This window comes from Lyngbya sp. CCY1209 (assembly GCF_035615495.1).
Classification (GTDB): domain Bacteria; phylum Cyanobacteriota; class Cyanobacteriia; order Cyanobacteriales; family Microcoleaceae; genus Limnospira.
Genome location: NZ_JAJENU010000638.1, coordinates 1 through 24963, shown reverse-complemented (window position 1 = coordinate 24963; position 24963 = coordinate 1). Strand labels below are relative to the sequence as shown.

Here is a 24963-nt window from a genome sequence, read left to right as displayed (position 1 = left end):
GTCGGTCCACTACCTATGATGGTGTCGCCCCCGGTCGGGTGTGTTGCGGCTTCGATAAATCATGGGTTTTCACGATAAATGTTGACCTAGCCGCAACGCACCGCCAACTGTGGATGGTGCGATGATGATATCAGAAACGGTCGTGATGGTGGAAATGTGGGGGCGGTGTTGACGGCGATTGTTATTTTCTGGTGGCGCACGAAGGTTTATTGTCGCCGTAACACACCCTACCTATCATAATAATATTATCGCAAGTTTCGACTGATTACAATGGCAGAATATCGGCGAGAATATTGGCAGGGGGCAACCTATTTTTTTACACAGGTGACGTGCGATCGCCAGCCTTGGCTGTGCGACGATATTGCGAGGGTAGCGTTGCGACAGGCGATCGCAACAGTTCGCCGTAAACGTCCGTTTCAAATCGATGCTTTTGTCTTACTACCCGACCATTTTCATTGTTTGTGGACGCTACCAGAAAACGACGGGGATTTTTCAACCCGAATGCGTTTGGTCAAAAGCCATGTAACCAGAGCGATCGGCGATCGCTTGAATTTGGAGGCAACAATAACCGCATCGCGAAAAGCCCGTCGGGAACGGAATTTATGGCAACGGCGGTTTTGGGAACATCGGGTACGGGACGAACAAGAATTTGCCGCCTATTGTGATTATATTCATATTAACCCGGTGAAACATGGGTTATGTAAATCACCAACAGATTGGCCGTGGTCGAGCGTTCATCGGTTTATTCAACAAGGCATTTATCCCCCCAATTGGGGCAGGTAGCAGGTAGGGTGTGTTGCGGCATCGATAAATCATCGGTTTTCACGAAAATATTGACCTAGCCGCAACGCACCACCCCCACTGTGGATGGTGTCGCCCCCGGTAGGGTGTGTTGCGGCATCGATAAATCATGGGTTTTTACGACAAATATTAACCTAGCCGCAACGCACCACCCCCACCAAAAAACCCCATAAATAAATATGTGAATTCAACCCAAAATTGAATTCGGGGTTCCGTGGATGGTGCGTTATGCGGAAATATCATTGATTTGTCACCATTCACATTTTCTGACCGCATAACACACCCTACCTATGATGGGATCGCGCGATTTGGAATGGTGCGTTATGCGGAAATATAATTGATTTGTCACCCTTCGCATTTTCTGACCGCATAACACACCCTACCTATGATGGTATCGCCCCCGGTAGGGTGTGTTACGGCGGGGATAAATGATGGGTTTTGACGCAAATATTGACATCGCCGCAGGGCACCACCCCCACCGAAAAATTCCATTAATAAATATTGGTTTTACACAGACAAAACCGACCCAGAAAAACATATTATTTCTGGGTGTTTGTGAAATTGGGATGATGTGATGATGATTTTATAAATGACCGTAATGGTGGAAATGTTGAGGTGGTGCGTTACGGCGATTTCCATTTTCTCGTGGCGCACGAATGTTTATTGTCGCCGTAACGCACCCTACCTAACTTCCCTACTCATTTGGGTTGTGACAAGGTGGGCGTTCAAACAGTTAGGCTTTTGCCTTTTTTCTGCTTCCCAGCATAAAACCGCCCAGTGTAATCAAACCTAGTATTAGGCTAGGCTCTGGGACAGAGACCATCTCCGCCCCATCTCCTGACCCCACTCCGCTGATGGACTGCCCTAGCTCGTCTCCTGTGGGACTGTTCGCGGAGTTGTCTGGAGATTCAGAAATTTCATCTGACCCCTCTGCGCTGATGGACTGCCCTGACTCGTCCCCTGTGGAACTGTCCGCAGAGTTGTCTGAAGATTCGTCGAAATCAAGAAAATTTAAGCAAAAGGGAATAGGGCCAAAAACATTTCTGCATTCCTCATAGGAGCCGAAAGCCAGAGCAGAGGGTTGAGAGGCGATCGCCATTGTCATTCCCAAAGTCAAAGCCGCACACAATTTTTGAGCAGTCTTAACCAACATTATTTCTGACCTCATCAACAATTTTGAACAATTCAACAAAAAAGTAGGATTGACTTCATCGCTCCTTCTATTTAATAAGACAGTTTTGGGTGGCAGTTTGTGAACTTTTCTGCCTCAAAATAGAGAAAATTTCTTTCTTAAGGAGGACGACAGGGCCATTTTCCCGATAACAGGGTCATTTTTTCCGTAGGTAAGCTGCTGGGAACCGGAACCCAAGGCCCCCTGAAAGGCAAAGAAAGAAGCTGGGTTCCACCAAATACCGATCGCCCCTTGCCGATTAACCTTTTTTTCCCGCGTCCAATCTGGCCTGACGCAAAATAGCACCAGACCCATCTCCCGGGCAATTCAAATCTATTCTTAATCCGAAGCGATAACCTTGCATTGGCAAAGATAGCCCCGACTGCCTGGGGTCGAAGAATCAAGGCCAACTTACTCGATCGCAATTTAGATTTGAGCCAGGGTTCGGGACTTACGCACAAGGAACCAAATTTGGAACTTTGAGATTGCTCTCCCCTCGGCAACGACAGAAATGACCGTTGGAGTTCCTCTTTTGGCCTCAGTTCTGCTGGATTAAGCCTTGTTGGGTTCCGTTTCGCTTCATCCAACCTACCAGAGGCCGGTTCCCCCACCGACAACTCATCCGCACTCGTCTCTTCCACATCCGTTGCCAACGAAGAACCAGAGTCCTCTGTCACTCCCTCATACTCATTCCATCGCTCTCGCAAAATGGCCCTGGCATTAGAAACCCGCTTGCGGGCAGTCCCCTGAGAAATCGCCAACCGTTCCGCTATCTCCTTGTAAGACAGCTCCTCCTTCCAGTAGAGAAAAAAAGTCTCCCGCAACTTGGGAGATAAATTATTTATTTCTCCCTCAAAAAATAATTCGAGATCTTGCCGCATAGCGGCAAGATCTGGTTCTTCTTCCTGGCTAACCCATAGCTCGTCCTCAACGTCACAGGAAAATAGGCGATCGCGCTTTTTAAGCAGGTTCGTGCAAAGATTATTCACCAATCTGACCAACCACGCCTTCACATTATCAATAGGTTTGCTGCTGGTTCGCCAACCCTCCCTAGCCCTAAGCATAGTTTTGACGATAAATATTGACCTTGCCGCAACGCACCACCCCCACCAACAAACCCCATGAATAAATATGTGAATTTAACCCAAAATTGAATTCGGGGTTCCGTGGATGGTGCGTTATGCGGAAATATCATTGATTTGTCACCCTTCGCATTTTCTGACCGCATAACACACCCTACCTATTATGGTGTCGCCGCCGGTCGGGTGTGTTTAGGCATCGATAAATCATGGGTTTTGACGATAAATATTGACCTTGCCGCAACGCACCACCCTCACCAACAAACCTCATCAATAAATATGTGAATTTAACCGAAAATTGAATTCGGGGTTCCGTGGACGGTGCGTTATGCGGAAATACCATTGATTTGTAACCATTCGCATTTTCTGGTCGCATATAGCAGTGTGAAATGATTCGTGAAAAATCGATCGACTCAAAGCCCCCAGTATTGGGGGTTTGGGGGCAAGACAATTTTACAAATGGTTTCCGATTGCTATAACACACCCTACCTATGATGGTGTCGCCCCCGGTAGGGTGTGTTGCGGCTTCGATAAATCATGGGTTTTCACGATAAATGTTGACCTAGCCGCAACGCACCGCCGACAAACTTAGTCGCAGGACATGACTCTGTTGATTTCCATGTTTCCCGAGGCTGAAATTGCCGACCTGACGGCGGCAAGTGATATTAGCAATTTCGCCATTATTATTGACGCTGACGGTAGCGGAGAATGTCTTCATAAGCCCCAATCATCTGCTCGGCGATCGCACCCCAACTGTAATGTTCCAGAGCGTAATCGCGGGCGAGAGCCCCCCGCCGCCGCAACTCGTCGCGATCGCCGAGTGCCGTCTGAATCATTGTCGCAATTTCGTCGATCTCACAATTGCTCACCCATCCCCCTCCTGCCTGTTCCACCTGCGGCCAAATGTGGACGCCGTTGGAAATCGCCACCGCCGTCCCCGCCACCATCGCCTCCGCCACCGCGATGCCGAAATTTTCGTAGTAGGAGGGCAACACAAACAGGTCCGCCACCTGCAACAGGGCCGTTTTTGCCTTTCCCGTCACGAACCCGGTCAGCGTCGTCTGTCCGGCGAGGGGCGATCGCGCGATCCGCTCCCGAATCTGGCGATCGTAGTCCGGATCTTGGGGATTCGCCCCCGCCAGCACGAACCGGAACCGTCCCCCCCCGTCCCAAATCTTCTCCAACGCCGGAATCAACAATTCCAACCCCTTTTTGGGTTCGACACGGGACAAAAACAAAATCAGTGGCTCGGTTTCATCCCCCTTCACCTGCAATTGATTCAGATAATCCCCGACATCCGCCACCGGTTCCGGCGACTCGACCCCGAGGGGAATCACCAGATCCCGCGTCTCCGCCCCGAACCGCTCCGAAATTTCGGCTTCCCGTTCGCTGGTGAAATGCAACGCCGCCGCCCCCGCAATGTTCGCCCCTTCCAATAACTTCACATATACCTGTTTGAGTCGCTTTTTCTTGCGGAGATCGGCGGGATCGAGGGTTCCTAAAGGGCGCAGAATGTAGGGTAATTGTCGCGTCCGGGCCACCGTCGCCGTCGCCGTACTCAGGGGAGAAAAGAGGGCGTGAATGTGGGCTAGGTCGAATTCTCCGGCATTTTGCCACAGCCACCCCAGCAGTTTCGGGGAAAACTTGTAACGCCGGAAGGGGGAGCAGCGAAAATAGCGGACTTGGTAGCCATCTTGGGGGACGGGGCGATCGAGGGGTACGTCGAGGGGCGGCTGGCCGCTGTCGCCGTTGGAGTCGGTGGTAACAACGGTCAGGTCAACCCCCCGATCGGCCAAGGCTTTGGAGAGACTCCGCACCATTTGGCTCGGGCCGCCGTAGACGAGGGAAATGGAGGGAACGATCTGTAAGATCCGCATGGAGAATTTTAGATTTTAGATTGTAGGGGCGCAAGGCTTGCGCCCTAATTTCAGATTTCCCGTTGGAGGAGAAGTGCGGAGGTATCGGAATTAGAAATGAGAATTTTCCCTCTTCTCTTTTCTCCCTACCCCCTACCCCCTACACCCTACACCCTACACCCGACTCCCGACTCCCGATTCCCGACTCCCTAAAAAAATCGGCGTCGCTGCCGGAAGTTGGCGACGGACTCCACCAAACCGATCGCGATAAAATTGCTCAACAGCGCCGATCGCCCGTAACTGAGGAAGGGGAGGGGAATGCCCGTCACCGGGGCCAGTCCGATATTCATGCCGATGTTGACGAATACCTGAAAGATCAGCATCGAGAGCACCCCGATGGCGATCAGCGAGCCGAAACTGTCTCGGGCAGTCTGGGCGATCGTCACCAGTCGCAGGCAGATGAACCAAAATGCCACCAACACGATGATACAACCGATAAAGCCCAATTCTTCCCCGATCGCCGAAAAGATAAAGTCCGTGTGCTGTTCGGGAATAAAATTGAGCTGGGTTTGAGTCCCCTGATACAGTCCCCGGCCGTACAACTGTCCGGACCCGATGGCGATCCGGGATTGGATCAGGTGGTATCCCGCCCCCTGCGGGTCATTTTCGGGGTTTAAAAATCCGATCAACCGCTGCTTTTGATAGTCTTGCAGCAGGTCCCAGAACATATGTCCCACTTTCCCGGCTCCCAAATTCACCCCGAGGGCCATCGGGCCGGTCAGCCACCGCCAGGGCAGACTCCACCACCCCACGAACCCCATCGACACGGCCCAGACAATCCAGGCGGGTTCGTAGACGTTGGCGAAAATGGCCGCGAAAATCGGAGAAATCAGCAGCAGCAGCCAACCCGGATGCACGTCGCCCCAGTACAGCATCCCGAAGGTGATGGCGCCGAAGATCAGGGACGTCCCCAGGTTGGGTTCGATAAACACCAAGCCCCAAGGTACGGCGGCGATCAGCAGCATTTTCACCATGTCGGGGATGGCGGGGGTTTTCAGGTTGTTGAGGAGGGCCGCCAACACGACGATAATTCCCACCTTCGCGAACTCCGAGGGCTGGACGTGGAAGCCGCCGATGTTGATCCAGCGCTGCGCCCCCAGGGCGGTAGTGCCGATGAACTGCACGGCGATCAGCGGCAGGATGACACCGATGTAGATGACCCACTTCCACGCCAACAATTTTTCGTAGTTGCTGCGGGCGATCGCAAAGGCCAACACCAACCCCACGCCCCCCGTGACCCAGTGTTGCCACCAGTCAGTCAAGCCTTGGTTGAGTTCCACGCTGCGGATCATGATGCCCCCCAGTACGGTCAGGCCGACGCAGGTGAATAACAGCCACCAGTCCACTTCGGCCCAGGCTTGCAGGGGCGATCGCCGATAACTTCCCAATCGTACTCTTTGAAACATACAATTTTGATAATTGATAATTGATATAGCGCTGCTAGAAGAGGGTGTAGGGTGTAGGGTGTAGGGTGTAGGGATAGGAAATTCCCTTGGGATAAGGGTTTCGAGGTTTGTCCCCCTGGAGGGAACTGTAAACACGCCAGCGCGCACTGCTATAATTATCAATTGTCCCCACACCCCACACCCCACACCCCACACCCTAATTCGCGGGTTCGTACAGGTATTCAAAGGCGTTGCCGTCGGGGTCGCGGCCGTAGAAGGAGGCCGTCCCGTCCCGGTGGTCGTGGATCGAACTCACCTGTACCCCCCGTTCTTTCAATTCCCGGTAAGCCGCCTCCATTTCAGCGCGATCGTCGAAGATAAACCCGAAGTGGGGTCCGGCCTGGTCGTAACCGGGACTCAGCAGGGCCAGTCCGTCGGACCCGGCTTTCAAATAGGCCCAGTCGGTATCTTTCCAAACCAACTTCATCCCGAGATTTTTGTAAAATTTCGCGGCCGCCTCGATGTCTTGGACGCAGATGGCGACGTGCCCGAGTCGCTTCAACTTCATTTTCAATTCCTTCTCTCTATCAAGCCCAGCCCCGTTCGGGACTATCCTGAATAAAATCTAACAGGTAGTGGGCGAGTTGCAACTTGCTGCATCCGACGATATCGAGTTTTCGCCCGGTGGAGTCGAGTAAAATCGCCTGGTTGGTGTCGCTGCCGAAACCGGCATCCGCTTTGTCGATGGGGTTGGCGACGATCGCATCCAAGTTTTTCCGCCGCAATTTCTCCTCGGCCGGATGCAAGATATCCCCCGTCTGGGCCGCAAATCCGATCAATTGTTGATTCGCCCGCTTCCGCTGTGCCAATTCGCTGATAATATCGGTCACCGGTTCCAATTTCAGTTGTTCGGGGAGCGATCGCTTCGGCAATTTTTCCGGGTGGAAAGTGGCCGGCCGCACGTCGGCCACCGCCGCGGCCATGATCGTGATGTCGGCCGTGGGAAAGGCCTCCGACAGCGCCTCGTACATCTGTCCGGCGTCCGTCACCCCCACCAATTTCACCTCCGGCAGGGAACTCAGCGCCTCCACGTCCATCGGGCCGTGCACCAGCGTCACCTGGGCTCCCCGGTGGACGGCGGCTCGGGCGATCGCGATCCCCATTTTTCCCGTGGCGGGGTTGCCGATAAACCGCACCGGGTCGAAGTGCTCCCGGGTCCCCCCCGCCGAAACGAGCACCTGTTTGGTCGCCAGATCCCGCTTTCCATTGGTGTGCAGCAGGGAATTGATGTGGGCTACAATTTGCTCGGGTTCAGCCATCCGCCCCGCCCCGAACGCGGACATTTCTTGCGGGTCCGCCACCTCCGGCAGGTCACAGGCGAGGACGCCCGCCACCGGGGTAATACTATGGACGCGGCGATCGCTCAAAATTTGCTGCCAGTTGCGCTGTACGGCCCGCTGCTTCCACATTTCCCGGTTCATCGCCGGAACCAGCAGCAGGGGACAGGTGGAGGCGAGCACCGTGTTGGTCAATAAATTATCCGCCATCCCCGCCGCCAGTTTCGCCAGGGTGTTGGCCGTCAGCGGCGCGATGACGAACAGTTCGGCCCACTCCCCTAACTGGATGTGCAGGGGTCGGCCGTGGGTGGGTTCCCAAAAGTCGCGATCGCTGTAGGCCCGGTGGCGGGATAATGTCGCCAACGTCAGGGGTGTGATAAATTGTTGAGCCGAGTCCGTGACGACAATCCGGACTTCGGCTCCCAATTTGGCCAGGGTGGAAACCACTTCGCAGACTTTGTAAGCGGAAATTCCACCACCGACCCCGATCAAAATGCGCCGTTGCAGCGCACAAGGGTTGATTCGTCTCATCCTTTGATCTTACGCTTCGTCAAAGGCTTCGAGATCTAACAGGTGTATGTAAGGTTCCACCAACTCCGGACGCTGAAAGGCGATCGCTCTGAGCAAATGCCAGTCCTGCAACCCCTCGAAGGCATTGCTGTAATTATCTCCCTCCAAACGGGAGGCTAACTCTGCCACGTCATCTGCCGTGAGTGTGGAAATCTGGGGTGAGGATCGGGTTAACATTTCCATCTTGAATACCTCCAGTGCAGTTGCATTTGCATCGAGCCGTCGGGTTTCGGGCGACTCCCCCTCCTATACTAAGGGGTCAATCACTCTTCGACAGAATCTCCACAACAAAACTTTGTATTCGCTCCAGAGCCTCCGGGCAAATTTCGTGACCCATATTGTATTCGTGATACTGCACCGCCGCGCCCAAATTTTGGAAAGCGTCCCGCGCCTGGTGGGAGGCTTCCAGGGGGACGACCATATCCCGTTTTCCGTGGGCCATCAAAATCGGCGGCGGGGGTGTCTCTTGGGGTTCGGGCCGGAAGTGCAGATAACCGCTCAACACAACCAGACCCGCGAAGGGCATCGTCCGCCCCACGTCGAGCACCATCGCCCCCCCCTGGGAAAATCCCCCCAAAATGGTGCGGCTTGGCGGCACCCCGGTGCGTTCTTCCAGGGACCCCAACCACTCGGTCAGTTGTTCCCGACTTTCCGCAATTCCCCGGTAGTCCGGCGTTTCTAGGGCGTACCACGCCCGCCCGCCGGGGACTTGGGGGTGGGGAAAGGGCGCTTCGGGAAATTCGTACCAGTAGTTCGGCCGTTTCAACATCGGCGCCAGAAAGGTCAGATCTTCGCAGTTGGCGCCCCAGCCGTGCAGGAAGATCAGCAAACCCTCGGGCGCTTCCCCGCTTTTCGGTTCGACGGTGTATGAATGCAGGGTCATAATTGATAATTGATCATTGACAATTGATAATTATAATTTTTTAATTTTTTTTGAGGTGCGGCGGCGACTAAATTTTGCGGGGGGCTTGATTTTTGACTTGACTTGTGCTATCTTTTTTATATAATGGGAATATTTGGTAAATTTTTATTTTTGCAACCACTCCCATTATGAAGGATGATATTCCAAAATCTTATCAGCCGTCGCCCCTTCCTGTCAACCCCTTTTCGCCGAAAAATTCACAAAAATTTAAAAAATTAAAAAAAATCAATTGTGGGGGCGCGGGGTCTTGCGCCCCCGCCATCAGGGGGAAGTTGCGATCGCCCCCACGGCCGCCGCGATCGCGTCAAACTGGCGGGAAACGTGTCCTTCCGCCAACAATCTTTTCGCCTCAGAAATCCCCGCTTCCAGACTCTCCGCAACGCCAGACCGCCACAGATAAAAACCGCCGTTCCAAACCGCCGCCGGCATCAATTCTCCCGGTTCCCCCGCCAAAACGGCTTGGGTTTGGCCGACCAATTCCTCCGTCGAATTAAACGGCACTTCTTTGCCGTTGCAGCCGTAATCGCTCGGGTGCAACAGCAGGCGTTCAAACTCGCCGTCGGGGTGGTTGACGCCGATAATGCAAGTGCGATCGCGAGGCAAATCGCAACTGCCTTCGAGTCCCTTCACCGTCATAAACCGGATCTGATTTCGATAGCCAAGGGCGGTGCGGAACAGGCCCTCCGTGGGGGGGTGGACGTAGCCGCAGGCGATCAGGGCATCCCCCGCATAGGGGGACCACATCAACTCCAACGTGGCGATGGGGGGGCGCTTGCCGATGTCCCGGCGGGGTTCGACCAGAGTCATCGCCTCCGGAAAATGGGCAGGGAGGTAAACGAATCCCAAACCCGTTTTCTCGAAAATATCCTGGGTTCTTTGCAAGCTGACGCCCCGCCACTCGACGCCCAACCCCCGCCAAATTTCGGCGAGGGAAATGCCCTCCTTCGTCGGCATCCGATCGCCCCCGTGGAGGATGGCCGGAACCCCGGAGGCGGTGAGGATCAGGGCTGTCAGGATTGTAACGGGGGCCGTGCGCGATCGGCCGTCGTAGGGGTGAGAGAGCACCACGGGGGGGCGGTTCGCCCCGGTCAGGTGGGGTCCCAACTCGTCGTAAACGTCCAACATTCCCGCCAACTCTTCCCCCGTGGGCCGGCGGATGCGGTGGGCAATCAGGAAGGCGCCGACCTGGACGGGGGTGGCCTCCCGGTGCAGCATCATCCGCAGGGCGTCCGCCGCCTCCTCGCGACTCAGGAGTTGGTTGGTGTGGGTTCCGCTGCCCACTTTTTTCAATAACGTTCTAAATCGATCGCTCATAAACTCAACGGGGAATGGTGAGACTTCCCCAAATTTTAAGCCCAAAGCCACCCGGGCCGGGTTTGTAAATCAACACATCTTGATGGGGGACGGATCAAATTCGGTCGAGTTGGGGGTTGCGGGCGGATTTTCGCGTCCTGGGGATTGAAAAAGTGCGATCGCCCCCCCTCCATCCAAGATCGCCCCCGTCCGGGTACACTGAGAGGAAATTTCTGAAATTCCAGGAGCAACAACTATGGGACTCTTCGATCAAATCGTCGGCGCCCTCAACGACCCCCAAGCCCAGGCGAATGCGGGTCAACTCGGCAACCTGATAAACACCGCCCAACAATTGAGCACCCAGTTGGGGGCGTCCCCGGAAACCACCCAAACTCTGATGTCCGTGGCGGGGGGCTATGTGCGATCGGCTTTGCAGGAAAAACGCAGCCAGGAGGGGGACGAATCGGTGCAAACCTTCGTGAACGAACACGGTGGCACCAACCCCGACCCCGTAGCCGTCCAAGGTTTATTTTCCCCGCAACAACAAAATCAACTGATCGAAACCGTCTGCCAGCGGACGGGGCTCGACTCCCAAACCATCCAAAGTTTGCTTCCGATGGTGGTGCCGATGATCCTGAATTTCCTGCAAACCGGGACGAACACCCAAAACCCCCGACAGGCTCAAAATCCGGTTTTGAGCGGCTTCTTGGACGCGGATGGGGACGGCGATGTGGATATGGCGGATACCCTAAAAATGGCCAGCAAGTTTTTGAACCGCTAATATAGCGCTGTGCGCTGTGCGCCGGGTGTAGGGTGTAGGGTGTAGGGTGTAGGGAATGGGAGTGGGGAGTCGAGTGTTTCTTTTAACTCGCTCACCCTCCTTGGCCCGGAGTGGAGAATGAGATATGGTCGTCGAGTGGCTACAGTTCAAAGTGCCTCCCGACGAGTGGGAGGCGTTCATCCGGCGGGATGAGGAAGTCTGGACGGAGGGACTCAAACAGTTTCCCGGCTTTGTCGGCAAAGAAATTTGGGTCGATCCGGAGAAGGAGGAGGTGATTGCAGTGATCCGCTGGGAAACCCGGGAACAGTGGAAGTCCATCCCCCAAAGCGAGTTAGATCGACTCGATCGCCAAATGGGCGACCTGAAAATGCCGATCGTCAACAGCGGCGAATATCAGGTTCGCAAGTTCCTGCATTGAGTTTTCCGATGGGGACGAAGGCGATTCGCCCCGGTCTTTTAAGTCTCTAGCCGAACTTGTCGATCAGGGCGACAATCAGGTTGATGCTGAGAAATCCCACCCCGATCGCCAAGATGATGAAGGTGGCGATGCTGAGAATGGGGCGAATTTTTTCAAAACCGGGCTTGTCGTTCGGTTCCATAAAATAGGGCGGTTCGAGGTGGGAAGTTGAGAGACGGGGGCGATCCGGACCGCCGATCGGACTAAACTAGGATTGTAACACAATTATTTTTTTGCATCATCGCCCCGTTAAATTCTCATTTTGACAGACCAATGGCTATGTTTTCCCCCATTTCCCACCCGGATCGATCTACACTGAACTCTATTTCGAGTACCGCCATGCCCAAGTCCAACGGCTCCGAGTCTCGTGCCCTGATGCCAGATTTACCCCGGCGACACTGGTTAGAGTGGGCTGAGTATATTTCTTTGGCCAGTTCCGCGATCGGCTCGATTGTCGTGGCCCTGTCCAACCAGGCATTCTACGGCGTGGCACCGCTGACGGTGGCCCTGTCTTTGAATGTGGCTAACCGATATCGGCACGAACAGGAGGCAGTCCGGACTCAAGCCGAAGTCGTCGAGATGCGGGAGTCGGTGGAACAGTTGGAACAGAAGGCGGTGCAGGCGATTGTGGGGGTGCGGAAACAACTGCGGGGAGAGATGCAGACGCTACGGGAACAGTTGCAAACCCCCGGCGAAGGAGAACTGGCGGCGGCCCGCCAATCTCAACAGGTGGCGGCTTTAACGGAGTCTGTCATGTCATTTCAGGAGCAAATTTCCCGGGCGTTGGACGAGATCGAGGGGCAGTTTCGCCAGGAATTGATCCCGCTACAAGACAGTTTGAATGAGTTGCGAAATGCGATCGCCCAGTTGAAAGAAAATGCGGTGGCTCAAACGGAATTGCAACGGGCGATCACGGATGGGGAGGGCGAACCGGGGGCGGTTTCTCCGGCGGCGATCGCGGATCTGTGCCACCTGCAGGCGGAACTCGACCGCATTTCCAAAGAGAATGAAACGGTGATCAAACCCCACATCAAACGGTTGATTTTGATGGTCAAAGAACTTCAGAAAACCGGGGTCAAACCCTCTTTGCCACGCCCTCCTAAACCGCAGTCAGAGCCACAGAATTGAACCGGAGGCGATCGCGATGATATCCCCAGTTTCACCCCGTAAAATTTTGTTGGATACCGATCCGGGCGGGGACGATGTTTTTGCCCTGCTATGGTTGCAGAGTTTGATCCGCCAGGGATTCGCGGAGTTGGTGGCGGTGGCGACAGCGGACGGCAACGTGGCAGCGGGGCGAACTTTCACCACTGCCAGTCAGCTTCTCCAGTTGGGCGGAATGGAAAATATCCCCGTCGGCCGGGGGGTTTTGGTGGAGAATTCTGGGGTGGGAAATGCCGCCCACATCCACGGCGACGACGGTATCGGAAATTTGTCCGCAACGTTGCCGCCACCTGCCCACGAATGGGATGCGGCGCCGGGTTCCGATCGCCTGATTATCGAGTGTTTGGAACGCGATCCGGGGGCGGTGACAATTGTGGCGATCGGGCCGCTGACGAATTTGGCCGCGGCCGAACGACGGCGCCCGGGAATCCTCAAATTGGCGCGGGAAATTGTCATCATGGGCGGGGCGTTTAATTTGGGGGGAAATGTCACCCCCCACGGCGAATTTAACATCACCTATAATCCCGAAGCGGCGCGGACGGTGTTCGAGAGTCGGGGGGATCTGGTGATGATTTCGCTGGATGTCACCCAACATTTAATTTTAACCCGAAATGTGGGCGATCGCATCGCTGAGGTGAATCCAAATAGTGCGATCGTCAAGTTTATGCTGGGCCTGATCGATTTCATGATCCAAACCTGCCTAAAAAATCGCCGCACCCGTGGCATTCCGGGCTTTTTGGTTCACGATGCAGCCACCGTCGCCTATTTATTTTATCCCGAATTGTTCAAGTTTTATCGCGCCCGAGTGACGGTGGAAACTCAGGGGGAATCGACCCGGGGCATGACTTGGTTTGAACGCACCCACACAGCCAAACCTGATGCCAACACCTGGGTGATCTCCGATGTCGATCCGGAGATGTTTTTTGCAATATTAATCGAAGATTTTAAAGAACTCGTCCGCTCTGATTCTAGGGAGTAGGGAGTCGGGAGTCGGGAGTCGGGAGTAGAATTTTACTCTTTCCCCCAGCTTGTGGGGGCAACCTTATAGGGTTGCCCGTTCATATAGTCATCGGATACCATTTGTAAATGGTCGCGCCCCCAAACCCCCAATTCTGGGGGCTTTCAGCGGATTGATTTTTCACTGATCATTTCACAGGGCTATAAGGAGGGAGAAAGCTGTCAATTTTCCCGATCCGGATCGATTCCTGCAGACCGCAATAATTCCGCCAAGCGATCGGCCCGACGCCGTTCTTCTTCCAACTGTTCTGAGGTTTGTTTCAATTGTTCTGAAGTCTGTTCCAACTGTTGTTCCATTTCTTGGAGTCGTTGTCTGACTTCGATATAGCTGGCGAAGGGTTGATTGTCGGGGCCGTAAATTTTTAACTCATCCTCCGACAAATTAAAGCGAATTTGCAGGCGGGGACTCACCCAATTATTCATGTCGTCAATGACATCCAGGCGTTCCCCCGATCGCAACCAACCGCTGAGGTCGTTTTTTTGCGGATCGAAGAGATAATATTCTTCGACACCGTGGCGATCGTAAAAAACCTGTTTTTTATTCATTTCGGTGAGGGTATTTCCTGGAGAAAGAATTTCAAAGACCACCTGGGGGGCGATATTTGCTTCTTTCCATTGTTGATACGATCCGCGTTCCCCCTTGGGAACCCCGAACGCCACCATCACGTCCGGGGCTTGGCGGGTTTTGTTGTCCCCCTCGACGGGATACCACAGCAGATCGCCGGCGACAAATACCTCGGGATCGGGGGCGAACAGCCAGTCTAAGTTATACTGGATGACGGTAATCCAGCGAAATTGTAGGGTATTGTCTGACAGGGGATTCCCATCTCGTTCAGGATAAGTGATCTGAGTTTGGGTGTCGGATGAAAGTTGAGAAACCATGACGGGTTCCGAGATGCGATCGACACCAATGATTATACAATATAATTTGCAAATAAACGACTATTTTATTAACTTTTGGGATGAAAAATGCCGTTTCCGAATCCACCGATCGCTCCCCTCAAAACCGCACGTTATTGGGGGATATCTGGCGGCGGTTTCGCCGGGATAAAATGGCGGTTTTCGGCAGCGTTGTCTTGCTGATTATCGTCGTTTCAGTGGCGATCGCGCCCTTCTTTTACACCACTTCCCCCGATGCGATCGACTTCGGCAATTCTATCGCCCCCCCGAGTTGGAAACACCCCTTCGGAACCAACGATTTGGGACAGGATCAACTCGCCCGCATCCTGATCGGCGGACGCATTTCGTTGGCGGTGGGGGTGGCGGCAATGTTGGTGGCGATTAGTTTTGGGACATCCGTGGGCGCGATGGCGGGATTTTACGGCGGAATTGCGGACGGTTTGCTGATGCGAATGACGGATTTATTTTTATCCCTGCCGCAACTGCCGGTTTTGCTGTTGGTGATCTATTTATTTCGGGAATCCGCCCGGGCGATCGCGTCGGGGGAAGTGGGAATTTTCCTGTTAATTGTGTTGGTGGTGGGGGGACTCAATTGGATGTCCGTGGCGAGGTTGGTTCGGGCGAGTTTTCTATCAGTTCGCGAAATGGATTTCGTCACCGCAGCCCGGGCGATCGGGGCCAAACCGAGGCGTTTGATCTGGGTTCACATTCTCCCCAACGTCCTCACCCCCATCATCGTCGCCGCCACCCTCGCCGTCGGAACGGCGATCATTACCGAATCGACTCTCAGCTTTTTGGGACTGGGATTTCCCCCCGACGTTCCCACCTGGGGGCGGATGTTGTACGATGCCCAAAATTACATTCAAACCGCCCCCCACATGGTAATATTTCCGGGGGCTGCAATTTTTCTGACGGTTCTGAGTATCAACTACATCGGAGACGGTTTGCGAGATGCTTTAGACCCCCATTCCAAATCGTTTTAAAATGATTAAATATCCACCGCAATCATCCCCTTTTCGAGGGAAATAATTGCGGGACTTATTGACCGACATTTTAAATTATTTTATGGGGATTTTTATTCGAGTTAAAAATGGCGATCGCAAAATTTTAAGCCTCAATATTTGCCCAAATCAAAAAAATTATGAGAGAATGGAGACACCCATTCCCAGGAGAAATAACTGATGTTCATTTTTCGGGCTTTCACCCTCGCCGTGACGGTCGGTTTGCTGACTCCTCTGGTTCCCGGCGATCGCTTCAACATCCCCCCGGCGATCGCCCAATTGGAAAATACCCAAGACGGCGACTGGCAGGAATTCACCTCGGAAGTCGGCAATTTCTCGGTGATGATGCCCGGGACCCCCGAGGAAGATGCGGAATCCAATCAGAGGGGCGAGATGCGCCAGTATCTCATTTCGTTGGAGGATGAAACAATCGCCTATGGAGTCTTTTATTACGACGTGGGCGAACTGCCGAGAGAATTGAGTACGACGGAAATAGACGAGTTATTCGATGCGTCGGTCGCGGGTTTTTTGGAAGACTGGGAAGAGAAAAATATCCGCTCCGAAAATAACATTTATCTGGGAGACATCCCGGGGCGGGCGATCGAAGTCGAGGGTTCGGAAGGGATGTTTAAAATGCGACTGTATTGGGCCGCACCCCGCCTGTACATGATTTTAGTCGGTTCGGAACAGCCGGAAAAATTTCCGACGGAGAGCGATCGCTTTTTCGACTCCTTTGAATTTTTGTAACTGCAAATAGCGATCGGGACTGCTGAGAAACCCGGTTTCTGGCTCGCATCCCCAATTCTTCCCCCATCCGTCTCAAATGTTGCCGAATTTCCCAAAGCGATTACGATATACAAAATACCGAGACTGAAATCAACCGATAATTAATCCAATGGTACAAGCACCGATCCGCCAGCAGGCGCCGACAGAACTCGTCAACCTCGCCATTGACCTGATCCGCAAGGCCGGATGCGAGTACGGAGACATCCGCCTGTGTACCTACCGCCGACAGTCCCTCGCCGCCCGCGATCGCTCTTTGGGCAACCTCAGCGATAACGTCAGTTCCGGTTTCGGGGTGCGGGTCCTCCTCAACGGTTCCTGGGGGTTCGCCGCCAGCTACCGCAAAACCCCGGAGGAAGTCGCCCGCGTCGTGGCGTTGGCGGTGGACATCGCCCGGGGGAGTCGCCTCTGTCAGCGGGTTCCGGTGAAATTGGTTCCCGTGGACGCCTACCGGGACACCTACATCACCCCGGTCCAAATCGACCCCTTTTCCATCCCCATCGAAGAGAAGGCGGATTTGGTGCTGACGCTGACGGACAGACTCCTGGCCCACGGGGAAAAGGGCATCAAAAAAGCGAGCGCTTCCCTACAATTTCAACAGGAAAATAAACGCTTCGCCTCCACCGTCGGTTCCGACATCGAACAGACCATTTACCGCAGCTATGCCGGGTACGGGTGCACGGCGATCGCGGACGGAGACGCACAAAATCGGGGCTACGAGAGGCCTCCGCTGAATTTGGGGTATGAACACATCGACACCGCCGATTTGCTGTCTCAGGTCGATCGCGTGGCTTCCGAGGCGATCGAAAAGGTGAAGGCGCCCAAGGGGCCCTCGGGCATCAAATCCACCCTCATCCTCAAACCCACCCACCTCTACCTCACCATCCACGAATCCGTTGGCCACCCCACGGAACTTGATCGCGTCTACGGCTACGAGTCCAACTTCGCCGGGACCAGCTTCGCCACCACGGACCAACTGAAAAAATTGCAGTATGCGGCCCCCTGGGTGAACTTCAAATGCGATCGCACCCAACCGGGCGGACGGAGTACGATGGGCTACGATGACGAGGGGGTTCGAGCCCAGGAATGGTACGTCGTCAAAGACGGGATATTGAACGATTATCTCACCGACCGCGAAACCGCCCACCGCCTTGGACGGGGCAGCAGCAACGGCTGTGCCTACGCCGACAGTTGGTCTAGTGTCCCGATGGTGCGGATTCCCAATTTGGGCTTGGAACCTGGACCCGACGGCGGCGATCGCACCGCTACTTTGGAAGAGATGATTTCCGACACCGAAGACGGGATTTTGATCGACGGGATCGGCAGTTTTTCCATCGACCAACAGCGGCGGAATTTCCAGTTCGGCGGCGATGCGTTTTGGCAGGTCAAAAACGGCAAAGTTGTGGGGATGTTGAAGGATGTGACTTACCAGGCCATGACCACCGAATTTTGGAATCAAGTCGATGCGATCGGACCCGAGTCGGAATGGGAACAGCACGGGACGAGTTTCTGCGGCAAGGGTGAACCCATGCAACTCGCCCAAATGACCCACGCCTGCGTCCCCGTCAGGGTTCGCGACATTCACATTGGCGGCGCGTCTTGACGGAGATGTGGCGGTGGGAGAGCCTAGGCCCTAGGCCCCTACAAACAATGAAATTCCACTGTAGGGGCGCCAACCTTTGATATCATCTCTGATGGCACAACAGCGGGGAAACCGATAATGGATGCAGGCTTGAAGCAGGTGACGATTTACACGGATGGAGCCTGTAGTGGCAATCCGGGGAAGGGGGGATATGGGGCGGTTTTGATGTTCGGCCCGCACCGGCGGGAATTGAGTGGCGGGTTCCGGCGGACGACGAATAACCGGATGGAAATCATGGCCGCGATCGCCGCTTTGGAAGCCCTGAAATATCGCTGTGCGGTGACGTTGCACACGGATTCCAAATATTTGGTGGACGCCATCGCCAAAGGGTGGGCAAAAAAGTGGCGAAATAATGGCTGGCGACGCAATCCGAAAGAGTGGGCAAAAAACCCGGATTTGTGGGCGCAATTGTTGGATTTGTGCGATCGCCACCAGGTTCAATTTGTGTGGGTGAAAGGTCACGCGGGTGTGGAAGAAAACGAGCGGTGCGATCGGCTCGCCGTCGCCGCTTCCCGGGAAGAAAATCTCCCCCCCGACCCCGGATATGAAAATCCGCCGGAACCCCAAGAAATGAAAAGTGAAAAGTGAAAAGTGAAATCTTCCCGACTCCCTAATACCGACTCCCGACTCCCTATTTTTGAGACGGAGGGATGTGTTCGAGGGTGATCAGTCCCTCCATGATGGATTTGACAACAGGTGCCGCCACCAGGCCGCCGCTGCCCCCTTCCGGTTCGTCCACCACCGCCACGACCACGTAGCGGGGGGCATCAACCGGGATGATCCCGACGAAACTGGTGATGTAGGTGCCCCGATAGTAACCCCCGCTGGCACTGGCTTTCTCCGCCGTCCCGGTTTTTCCGCCGATTCGATATCCGGGAATGTGGGCATTTTTTCCGGTTCCGCCTTCAACGACCGTCTCCATCATTTCCACGACGGTTTGGGTGGTTTGTGGCGAAAAAACCTGCTGCGGTTCGGGTCGGGACATCTGCCAATACAACTGTCCTTCGCTGTTGAACAAACCTTCGACGACGTGGGGCGTGACGAGCTTGCCCCCGTTCGCCAAACTGGCGTTAATTTGGGCGAGTTGCAGGGGGGTAATTGAAAATCCCTGGCCGAAAGAACTCGTCGCCACTTCGATGGGGACGTTGACAAATTGTTCGGAACTTTTGAGAGTTCCGGTCGCCACGAAGGGCAGGTCGATGTCCAGCGGTTTGCCCAGTCCGAGACGCTGCAACCCCTCGTAGTAGACTTGGGGGTCCATCCGCTGCATGATGCGGACCATGCCGATGTTGCTGGAATATTTGATGATATCGGTGATCGACACCATCCCCCGGGCGCCGGCCGAGCTGAAATCCGCGTTGGAGATCGTCCACGGTCCCATCTGAATGCTGCCCTCGTCGTTGATGAAGGTATCTGGGGCGATCGCGCCGGCTTCCAGGGCCAGGGCGACGTTGATCGGCTTGAACGTCGAACCGGGTTCGTAAAGGTCGGTCAGGGCCCAATTCTTGAACAATTCCGGGTCGAATTTGAAGTATTCATTCGGGTTGTAGGACGGTTCGTTGACGAGGGTGAGGATGGACCCGTCCCGGGCGTCCATGACGATGGCGGTCCCCCGCTCCGCCTTGTAGGCTTGCACCTGTTCGGCGAGAGCTTTCCGGGCCAGTCGCTGCAGGCGGGAATCGATGGTCAGGCGCAGTTCCAGGTCGTCCATCTGGACGAAACCCGTGGCCAGCTTGGCCGGAACCCAGGCTCCGTTCACGGCCCGCTGGAACAGCAGGGAGGGCATGGTGCGCCGGAGTAGGTTTTCCTGGCTGTGTTCGACGCCGGCCTGGCCGTTGCCCTCGTCGTCCACGTAGCCGACCACGTCCGCACCCAGACCTTCTTGGGGGTAGAGGCGGTGGGGACGGCGGATCAGTTCCAGGCCGTCGAGCCGCAGGTCCAGGATGCGATCGCCCACCTCTTCGGCCAGGGCATCGGCTACCTTGATCCCGCTCTGGGCGAGGCCGAACAGGTCGAGTAAGTCTTCGGCGCTGGGGCTGCTGAGATCGTCGAAAACCAGCACCGAGGCCAGTTGTCGGGCTACCTCCTCCGGGGGATCTTTGAACAGCACCGGGTGGGCGTAGAGGGTGTAAACTTGGCGGTCGATCGCCAAAATATTGCCGTTGCGATCGGTGATGGGGCGGCGGGGGATGAAGGGCATCGATCGCTGCTGCTGCTGATATTCGGCCTGTTCCTTGAGGAATGGCCCCCGGGCAATTTGCAGGCGAAACAGATTGGCGCACAGACCCAATATCCCCGCCAACAGCACCGCCCACACCAAATAGAGGCGGACGGGGATGCATTTAGAGGTGGCGGGCTCGGGTCGAGGCGGTTGTCGCACCTCAAATTTGGGGATCGGAGCGGAGCGCAGTTGCCCCACCGGGCGGGGATTCCGGTGGCGCCGCCGACCCGGAGAACCGGACGAATAGTTAGAAGAAGCCATGAGCTATTTCACCCCCTGTCAGTGGTCGAGTTGATGCGATCGCCCCCCACGTCCGGCATTCCGGGGCGCAACCCTCAATAGGCCAGCGGCCGGTTCGTCTCCGAGGTCGGAGACCAGAGGGGATTCAAAGTCGCGGCGGGTTCGGGCGAAACCGCCGGGCGCAAGGGAGCCGGCCGAATGTAAATCATATCATCGGGATCGGGGACGGCCAAGCCCCCCTCCGGATCTTCGGCCGATTCCACGATGGTGTGCTTGAGGACTTCCTTGGCGGTGCGAAGCTGTTGTTCTTGGTGGCGCAGGTGTTCCAACTGTGGATATTCCCGCGTCCAGCGAGATTCGCTGTAAACCGTCATCCCGTAAAACGTCAGGGTCGTACCCACCAGCAAGCCCGTCACCACCGAGGAGAGTCGGTGCAGCGCCGAGAGGGATTTGAGCCACCCGGGCCGCTCCGGTCGGGGGGGCGGCAGCACCTCCACCCGCGTCGGCCTCACCTCGACCGTCGTCACGGGCGGTCTGGGGCCGTAGGGGTCGGGGATGACGATCGGCCTCTGGGGGGCGCGGCTGAAGGGAATGACATTGCTCGGTGTCCGGGACGGCACGAAGGGATTCGCCTCGACCCGTTTGGTGGGGCGGCGGGGCTTGAAGGCAACCGTCATCACTCATACCTCAACTCAACTTGAATGCTCCATCACTTGCCAGGGCGAAGCGATGGTGTCTGATTAAAAACTGTCAACCCTCGCGACAGGTGGCATTCTCACCGTGCATCGGGAAGTTCAGCCCGAAAACACCCCGAAATCGTTTCCGTTTGGGGCGACGATCTGGAGAAACTTTGACCTGGAGTCCGACGTTGATGAACCGACTGCAAAGGATTGACAGGGTGTTTGATCTCCCTCGAAAAGTCGTGCCTCTGGGTGAGGAGGATCTTCGTCCGTCCCTTGCCTTACTCGTCGAGTTGGCATGATTCTACCACAGATCGGATGGCTCCCCGACCCCCACCCCATCCGCCCCAGTGCGCGATGGGTGCGCTGCGCGGATCGCTTCTGGCCCCGAGTCCCTCTCAAAATCGATCGCCTCAGAATGCCCCAACTTTCACCGGGCTTTGTATACTTGTGTTAAATTACCCGACCTGAGATGCCCCATTCAACCGTGGCAAACCCGATAGATGCGCTGCGCGGATCGCGCCCGGGAGAGAGCCATCTCCAAGAACCGTCACAGAATTGATAGCAATCAGCAAAGGTTAACTGCCCGTCGTTGGCAAGTTTCGGGATTTTCGGATGTCCTAACCGTCATGGCGAGAGCTATAACTATTCTGACCGAAAATCTGGGTTTCAAGCGTCGCCCTTCTCGGGCGACTTTGTGCTAGAGTTTAGCCGAGGCGCGAGAAACCTCTTGAAAAACGCACGGATCTTAACAAGATACCGAAACACCGGCAAAGCTCAAAACTCAAGACTGACACTGTATGGCGGGGCACGCCAAAACAGTTCAAACTACGCTTGGGGACATCAATCCCGCTGGGTCGCACGGCTCAAACCAGACCATTTAGCCGATGGGTGCGGTGTCTGGGGAGAGGTTCTAGGCGAGTCCTTCCGATGTGATTTAAGGATGATGGTTGAACCAAGAATCCCCGTCCCTTTAGGGCGGAGAGTGTCAAACATTCGTTCTTTAGTAATCTCTTTGTTGTAGAGCGTTTGAGACCCATGACCATCGCATTAGATCAGATCGACCGAATCGTTTGGAACCACCACCACGATCCCTTTGAAGTTCTCGGCCCCCATCAAATTGAAAAAGATGGGCAGACCGTGTGGGCTCTCCGAGCTTATCTCCCAAACGCTGATGCGGCATGGGTCATTTTGCCGGAAGATCGCAAAGAATACCCCATGCACTCGGTTCACAACCCCCACTTCTTCGAGTGCATCCTCGACATCCCGGAACTGAGCAACTACCAACTCCGCTACAAGGAAGGGGAACACGAGCGCGTCACCTACGACCCCTACGCCTTCCGCTCCCCCAAACTGACGGACTTCGACATCCACCTGTTCAGCGAAGGCAACCACCACCGCATCTATGAGAAACTCGGCGCCCACACCATGAACCTCAACGGCGTCGATGGGGTCTACTTCGCCGTCTGGGCCCCGAGCGCCCGCAACGTCTCCGTTCTCGGGAACTTCAACCACTGGGACGGCCGCCAACACCAGATGCGGAAGTTCGGCAACGGCGTCTGGGAACTGTTCATCCCCGAAGTCGGGGTCGGGGAACCCTACAAATACGAGATCAAAAACTTCGACGGCCACATCTACGAAAAATCCGACCCCTACGGCTTCCAACAGGAAGTCCGCCCCAAAACCGCCTCCATCGTCGCCGAGTTGGACACCTACACCTGGAACGATGCGGACTGGATGGAACAACGGCGCCACAATGACCCCCTCCTCCACCCCATCTCCGTCTACGAGTGCCACCTGGGTTCTTGGAACCGCGCCCCCTTTTCCGAACCCCACCAACTGCCCGACGGCACCGTCGAACCCGCCGTCCAAGCGGTAGAACTCGACCCGGGCAGTCGCTTCCTCACCTACCGGGAACTGGCCGACCGTCTCATCCCCTACGTCAAAGAACTCGGCTTCACCCACATCGAACTGCTCCCCGTCGCCGAACACCCCTTCGATGGCTCCTGGGGCTACCAGGTGACGGGCTACTACGCCCCCACCTCCCGCTTCGGCACCCCCGAAGATTTCATGTACTTCGTGGACCAGTGCCACCTCAACGGCATCGGTGTCATCGTGGACTGGGTTCCCGGCCACTTCCCCAAAGACGGCCACGGCCTCGCCTTCTTCGACGGCACCCACCTCTATGAACACGCCGACCCCCGCAAGGGCGAACACAAGGGCTGGGGAACCCTGGTCTTCAACTACTCCCGCAATGAAGTCCGCAACTTCCTGGTTTCCAACGCCCTGTTCTGGTTCGACAAGTATCACATCGACGGCATCCGCGTGGATGCGGTAGCCTCCATCCTCTATCTTAACTACTGCCGGGAAGACGGGGAGTGGGTCGCCAACCAGTACGGCGGCTGCGAAAATATCGAGGGGGCCGACTTCATCCGCCAAACCAACCACGTCCTTTTCAGCTACTACCCCGGCATCCTCTCCATCGCGGAGGAGTCCACCTCCTGGCCGATGGTATCCTGGCCCACCTATGTGGGTGGCTTGGGCTTCAACCTGAAGTGGAACATGGGTTGGATGCACGATATGTTGGACTACTTCCACATGGACCCCTGGTTCCGCCAGTTCCACCAAAATAACGTCACGTTCAGCATCTGGTATCACCACAGCGAAAACTTCATGTTGGCCCTGTCCCACGACGAGGTGGTACACGGCAAGAGCAATATGCTGGGCAAAATGCCGGGGGATGACTGGCAGAAATTTGCCAACGTGCGGGCACTGTTCACCTATATGTTCGCCCATCCCGGCAAAAAGACCATTTTCATGGGCATGGAGTTCGCCCAGTGGAAGGAGTGGAACGCCTGGGGTACCCTGGAGTGGGAAATGCTGCAATTTCCGCCGCACCAGGGGATCAAGCGCTTTTTCCAGGATCTCAACACCCTCTACCGCAACGAGCCAACTCTGTACGAAAATGATTTTTCCGAGGAAGGGTTCCAGTGGATCGACTGTAGCGACAACCGCCACAGCGTGGTCTCTTTCATCCGCCGTGCGAAGGATACGGATGAATTTGTGGTGGTGGTGTGCAACTTCACGCCCCAGCCCCACAGCCACTACCGGGTGGGGGTTCCGGAACCCGGGTTTTATACGGAGCTGTTCAACAGCGACTCCGGGGAGTACGGCGGCAGCAACATGGGGAACTTGGGTGGCAAGTGGACGGACGAGTGGTGGTTCCACAACTATCCGCACTCCATCGATCTGTGCCTGCCACCCCTGGGGGTACTGATTCTCAAGTTGGACCGGGAGAAAACGGCCGAAGCCTATCAGCAGGTGGAAGCTGAGGAGGGTGCGGACAGTTAAATAAACCGCCGCCGGTCTGATGTCATGTCAAGTTCGGACCCTCATCGATCGCACCAATTTTTGACGGTCGAATTCTAGAAATCGTTGGCATCCGAACGATTTGAGCGGACATGAGATCAGACCGGGTTTCGGAGCAGACCGACTCCGATGGGGTGTCGGGTGTTGGCAAGGGGGAAGGGTAACCAATCCCCGCGAAGACAGCGACGGGGCTTTCTAGCCCTAACCTGTTACTCTGTCTCGCAGAGAGCAAGA

At 55.5% G+C, this 24963-nt stretch carries 23 protein-coding genes; 10 read left to right on the top strand and 13 right to left on the bottom strand.

Features of this window, described 5'->3' with window-relative positions; all coding sequences use genetic code 11:
- The first annotated feature begins 270 nt into the window (after positions 1-270).
- Positions 271-783: a transposase gene (locus tag LKE08_RS24515; protein WP_324706905.1), complete on the top strand. Its 513-nt coding sequence runs from the start codon at positions 271-273 to the stop codon at positions 781-783.
- A gap of 751 nt (positions 784-1534) precedes the next feature.
- Here LKE08_RS24515 and LKE08_RS24510 read toward each other — a convergent pair.
- The 9 genes from LKE08_RS24510 to LKE08_RS24470 form a co-directional block, all read right to left on the bottom strand.
- Positions 1535-1954: a PEP-CTERM sorting domain-containing protein gene (locus LKE08_RS24510; protein ID WP_324706904.1), complete on the bottom strand. Its 420-nt coding sequence runs from the start codon at positions 1952-1954 to the stop codon at positions 1535-1537.
- Between the two features lie 137 nt (positions 1955-2091).
- A complete protein-coding gene (locus LKE08_RS24505; protein ID WP_324706903.1) occupies positions 2092-3036 on the bottom strand; it encodes a sigma-70 family RNA polymerase sigma factor in 945 nt (314 codons plus the stop codon).
- Between the two features lie 698 nt (positions 3037-3734).
- Entirely contained in the window at positions 3735-4928 is a 1194-nt protein-coding gene (gene hpsP / locus LKE08_RS24500; protein ID WP_324706902.1) for a hormogonium polysaccharide biosynthesis glycosyltransferase HpsP, read from the bottom strand.
- 188 nt (positions 4929-5116) lie between these two features.
- Positions 5117-6373 (bottom strand): rod shape-determining protein RodA, encoded by a 1257-nt coding sequence (gene rodA, locus LKE08_RS24495; RefSeq protein ID WP_324706901.1) that lies wholly within the window; start codon positions 6371-6373, stop codon positions 5117-5119.
- A gap of 196 nt (positions 6374-6569) precedes the next feature.
- Entirely contained in the window at positions 6570-6920 is a 351-nt protein-coding gene (locus LKE08_RS24490; protein ID WP_324706900.1) for a VOC family protein, read from the bottom strand.
- Between the two features lie 19 nt (positions 6921-6939).
- Positions 6940-8220, bottom strand: coding sequence for a bifunctional phosphopantothenoylcysteine decarboxylase/phosphopantothenate--cysteine ligase CoaBC (gene coaBC, locus LKE08_RS24485; protein WP_324706899.1), 1281 nt, complete (start codon positions 8218-8220; stop codon positions 6940-6942).
- 9 nt (positions 8221-8229) lie between these two features.
- Positions 8230-8442 (bottom strand): DUF2555 domain-containing protein, encoded by a 213-nt coding sequence (locus LKE08_RS24480; protein ID WP_324706898.1) that lies wholly within the window; start codon positions 8440-8442, stop codon positions 8230-8232.
- 76 nt (positions 8443-8518) lie between these two features.
- The gene (locus tag LKE08_RS24475; protein WP_324706897.1) at positions 8519-9142 is read right to left on the bottom strand and encodes an alpha/beta hydrolase; all 624 of its coding nucleotides are present in this window, start codon (positions 9140-9142) and stop codon (positions 8519-8521) included.
- 300 nt (positions 9143-9442) lie between these two features.
- Complete coding sequence (locus tag LKE08_RS24470; RefSeq protein ID WP_324706896.1) at positions 9443-10495, bottom strand: anthranilate phosphoribosyltransferase family protein; 1053 nt, start codon at positions 10493-10495, stop codon at positions 9443-9445.
- 235 nt (positions 10496-10730) lie between these two features.
- Between LKE08_RS24470 and LKE08_RS24465 the strand changes: the two genes are divergently transcribed.
- On the top strand, positions 10731-11255 hold the full coding sequence (locus tag LKE08_RS24465) for a DUF937 domain-containing protein (protein ID WP_324706895.1): 525 nt from the start codon (positions 10731-10733) through the stop codon (positions 11253-11255).
- Positions 11256-11379: 124 nt separating this feature from the next.
- Positions 11380-11673 (top strand): TIGR03792 family protein, encoded by a 294-nt coding sequence (locus tag LKE08_RS24460; RefSeq protein WP_324706894.1) that lies wholly within the window; start codon positions 11380-11382, stop codon positions 11671-11673.
- Between the two features lie 46 nt (positions 11674-11719).
- On the opposite strand, the gene LKE08_RS24455 is transcribed toward LKE08_RS24460, so the two are convergent.
- The gene (locus LKE08_RS24455; protein ID WP_324706893.1) at positions 11720-11854 is read right to left on the bottom strand and encodes a hypothetical protein; all 135 of its coding nucleotides are present in this window, start codon (positions 11852-11854) and stop codon (positions 11720-11722) included.
- 197 nt (positions 11855-12051) lie between these two features.
- On the opposite strand from LKE08_RS24455, the gene LKE08_RS24450 reads away from it, so the two are divergent.
- Both LKE08_RS24450 and LKE08_RS24445 read left to right on the top strand, forming a co-directional pair.
- A complete protein-coding gene (locus tag LKE08_RS24450) occupies positions 12052-12840 on the top strand; it encodes a hypothetical protein (RefSeq protein ID WP_324706892.1) in 789 nt (262 codons plus the stop codon).
- A gap of 16 nt (positions 12841-12856) precedes the next feature.
- Positions 12857-13855 (top strand): nucleoside hydrolase, encoded by a 999-nt coding sequence (locus tag LKE08_RS24445; RefSeq protein ID WP_324706891.1) that lies wholly within the window; start codon positions 12857-12859, stop codon positions 13853-13855.
- A gap of 200 nt (positions 13856-14055) precedes the next feature.
- Here LKE08_RS24445 and LKE08_RS24440 read toward each other — a convergent pair whose 3' ends face one another.
- A complete protein-coding gene (locus LKE08_RS24440; protein WP_324706890.1) occupies positions 14056-14775 on the bottom strand; it encodes a Uma2 family endonuclease in 720 nt (239 codons plus the stop codon).
- A gap of 80 nt (positions 14776-14855) precedes the next feature.
- Between LKE08_RS24440 and LKE08_RS24435 the strand changes: the two genes are divergently transcribed.
- From LKE08_RS24435 to rnhA, 4 genes are all read left to right on the top strand, one after another.
- On the top strand, positions 14856-15776 hold the full coding sequence (locus tag LKE08_RS24435; RefSeq protein ID WP_324706889.1) for an ABC transporter permease: 921 nt from the start codon (positions 14856-14858) through the stop codon (positions 15774-15776).
- A 198-nt stretch (positions 15777-15974) separates the two neighbouring features.
- A complete protein-coding gene (locus tag LKE08_RS24430) occupies positions 15975-16541 on the top strand; it encodes a hypothetical protein (protein WP_324706888.1) in 567 nt (188 codons plus the stop codon).
- A gap of 148 nt (positions 16542-16689) precedes the next feature.
- A complete protein-coding gene (locus tag LKE08_RS24425; RefSeq protein WP_324706887.1) occupies positions 16690-18180 on the top strand; it encodes a TldD/PmbA family protein in 1491 nt (496 codons plus the stop codon).
- A gap of 117 nt (positions 18181-18297) precedes the next feature.
- Entirely contained in the window at positions 18298-18807 is a 510-nt protein-coding gene (gene rnhA, locus LKE08_RS24420; RefSeq protein ID WP_324706886.1) for a ribonuclease HI, read from the top strand.
- Positions 18808-18850: 43 nt separating this feature from the next.
- On the opposite strand, the gene LKE08_RS24415 is transcribed toward rnhA, so the two are convergent.
- Both LKE08_RS24415 and LKE08_RS24410 read right to left on the bottom strand, forming a co-directional pair.
- Positions 18851-20701 (bottom strand): penicillin-binding protein 2, encoded by a 1851-nt coding sequence (locus LKE08_RS24415; RefSeq protein WP_324706885.1) that lies wholly within the window; start codon positions 20699-20701, stop codon positions 18851-18853.
- A gap of 74 nt (positions 20702-20775) precedes the next feature.
- A complete protein-coding gene (locus tag LKE08_RS24410) occupies positions 20776-21357 on the bottom strand; it encodes a hypothetical protein (RefSeq protein WP_324706884.1) in 582 nt (193 codons plus the stop codon).
- 1041 nt (positions 21358-22398) lie between these two features.
- Between LKE08_RS24410 and glgB the strand changes: the two genes are divergently transcribed.
- Positions 22399-24711, top strand: a complete 2313-nt coding sequence (gene glgB / locus LKE08_RS24405) for a 1,4-alpha-glucan branching enzyme (RefSeq protein WP_324706883.1) — start codon at positions 22399-22401, stop codon at positions 24709-24711.
- The last annotated feature ends 252 nt before the right edge of the window (positions 24712-24963 follow it).

Excerpts from the sequence above, each read along its gene's own strand:
- LKE08_RS24430 (WP_324706888.1), top strand. The coding sequence starts at position 15,975 with ATGTTCATTTTTCGGGCTTTCACCCTCGCCGTGACGGTCGGTTTGCTG.
- LKE08_RS24470 (WP_324706896.1), bottom strand. The coding sequence starts at position 10,495 with ATGAGCGATCGATTTAGAACGTTATTGAAAAAAGTGGGCAGCGGAACC.
- LKE08_RS24490 (WP_324706900.1), bottom strand. The coding sequence starts at position 6,920 with ATGAAGTTGAAGCGACTCGGGCACGTCGCCATCTGCGTCCAAGACATC.
- LKE08_RS24410 (WP_324706884.1), bottom strand. The coding sequence starts at position 21,357 with ATGACGGTTGCCTTCAAGCCCCGCCGCCCCACCAAACGGGTCGAGGCG.
- LKE08_RS24480 (WP_324706898.1), bottom strand. The coding sequence starts at position 8,442 with ATGGAAATGTTAACCCGATCCTCACCCCAGATTTCCACACTCACGGCA.
- LKE08_RS24450 (WP_324706892.1), top strand. The coding sequence starts at position 12,052 with ATGCCCAAGTCCAACGGCTCCGAGTCTCGTGCCCTGATGCCAGATTTA.
- LKE08_RS24440 (WP_324706890.1), bottom strand. The coding sequence starts at position 14,775 with ATGGTTTCTCAACTTTCATCCGACACCCAAACTCAGATCACTTATCCT.
- LKE08_RS24445 (WP_324706891.1), top strand. The coding sequence starts at position 12,857 with ATGATATCCCCAGTTTCACCCCGTAAAATTTTGTTGGATACCGATCCG.
- glgB (WP_324706883.1), top strand. The coding sequence starts at position 22,399 with ATGACCATCGCATTAGATCAGATCGACCGAATCGTTTGGAACCACCAC.
- LKE08_RS24475 (WP_324706897.1), bottom strand. The coding sequence starts at position 9,142 with ATGACCCTGCATTCATACACCGTCGAACCGAAAAGCGGGGAAGCGCCC.
- LKE08_RS24510 (WP_324706904.1), bottom strand. The coding sequence starts at position 1,954 with ATGTTGGTTAAGACTGCTCAAAAATTGTGTGCGGCTTTGACTTTGGGA.
- LKE08_RS24460 (WP_324706894.1), top strand. The coding sequence starts at position 11,380 with ATGGTCGTCGAGTGGCTACAGTTCAAAGTGCCTCCCGACGAGTGGGAG.
- LKE08_RS24515 (WP_324706905.1), top strand. The coding sequence starts at position 271 with ATGGCAGAATATCGGCGAGAATATTGGCAGGGGGCAACCTATTTTTTT.
- LKE08_RS24425 (WP_324706887.1), top strand. The coding sequence starts at position 16,690 with ATGGTACAAGCACCGATCCGCCAGCAGGCGCCGACAGAACTCGTCAAC.
- LKE08_RS24435 (WP_324706889.1), top strand. The coding sequence starts at position 14,856 with ATGAAAAATGCCGTTTCCGAATCCACCGATCGCTCCCCTCAAAACCGC.
- rnhA (WP_324706886.1), top strand. The coding sequence starts at position 18,298 with ATGGATGCAGGCTTGAAGCAGGTGACGATTTACACGGATGGAGCCTGT.
- LKE08_RS24505 (WP_324706903.1), bottom strand. The coding sequence starts at position 3,036 with ATGCTTAGGGCTAGGGAGGGTTGGCGAACCAGCAGCAAACCTATTGAT.
- LKE08_RS24415 (WP_324706885.1), bottom strand. The coding sequence starts at position 20,701 with ATGGCTTCTTCTAACTATTCGTCCGGTTCTCCGGGTCGGCGGCGCCAC.
- hpsP (WP_324706902.1), bottom strand. The coding sequence starts at position 4,928 with ATGCGGATCTTACAGATCGTTCCCTCCATTTCCCTCGTCTACGGCGGC.
- coaBC (WP_324706899.1), bottom strand. The coding sequence starts at position 8,220 with ATGAGACGAATCAACCCTTGTGCGCTGCAACGGCGCATTTTGATCGGG.
- LKE08_RS24465 (WP_324706895.1), top strand. The coding sequence starts at position 10,731 with ATGGGACTCTTCGATCAAATCGTCGGCGCCCTCAACGACCCCCAAGCC.
- rodA (WP_324706901.1), bottom strand. The coding sequence starts at position 6,373 with ATGTTTCAAAGAGTACGATTGGGAAGTTATCGGCGATCGCCCCTGCAA.
- LKE08_RS24455 (WP_324706893.1), bottom strand. The coding sequence starts at position 11,854 with ATGGAACCGAACGACAAGCCCGGTTTTGAAAAAATTCGCCCCATTCTC.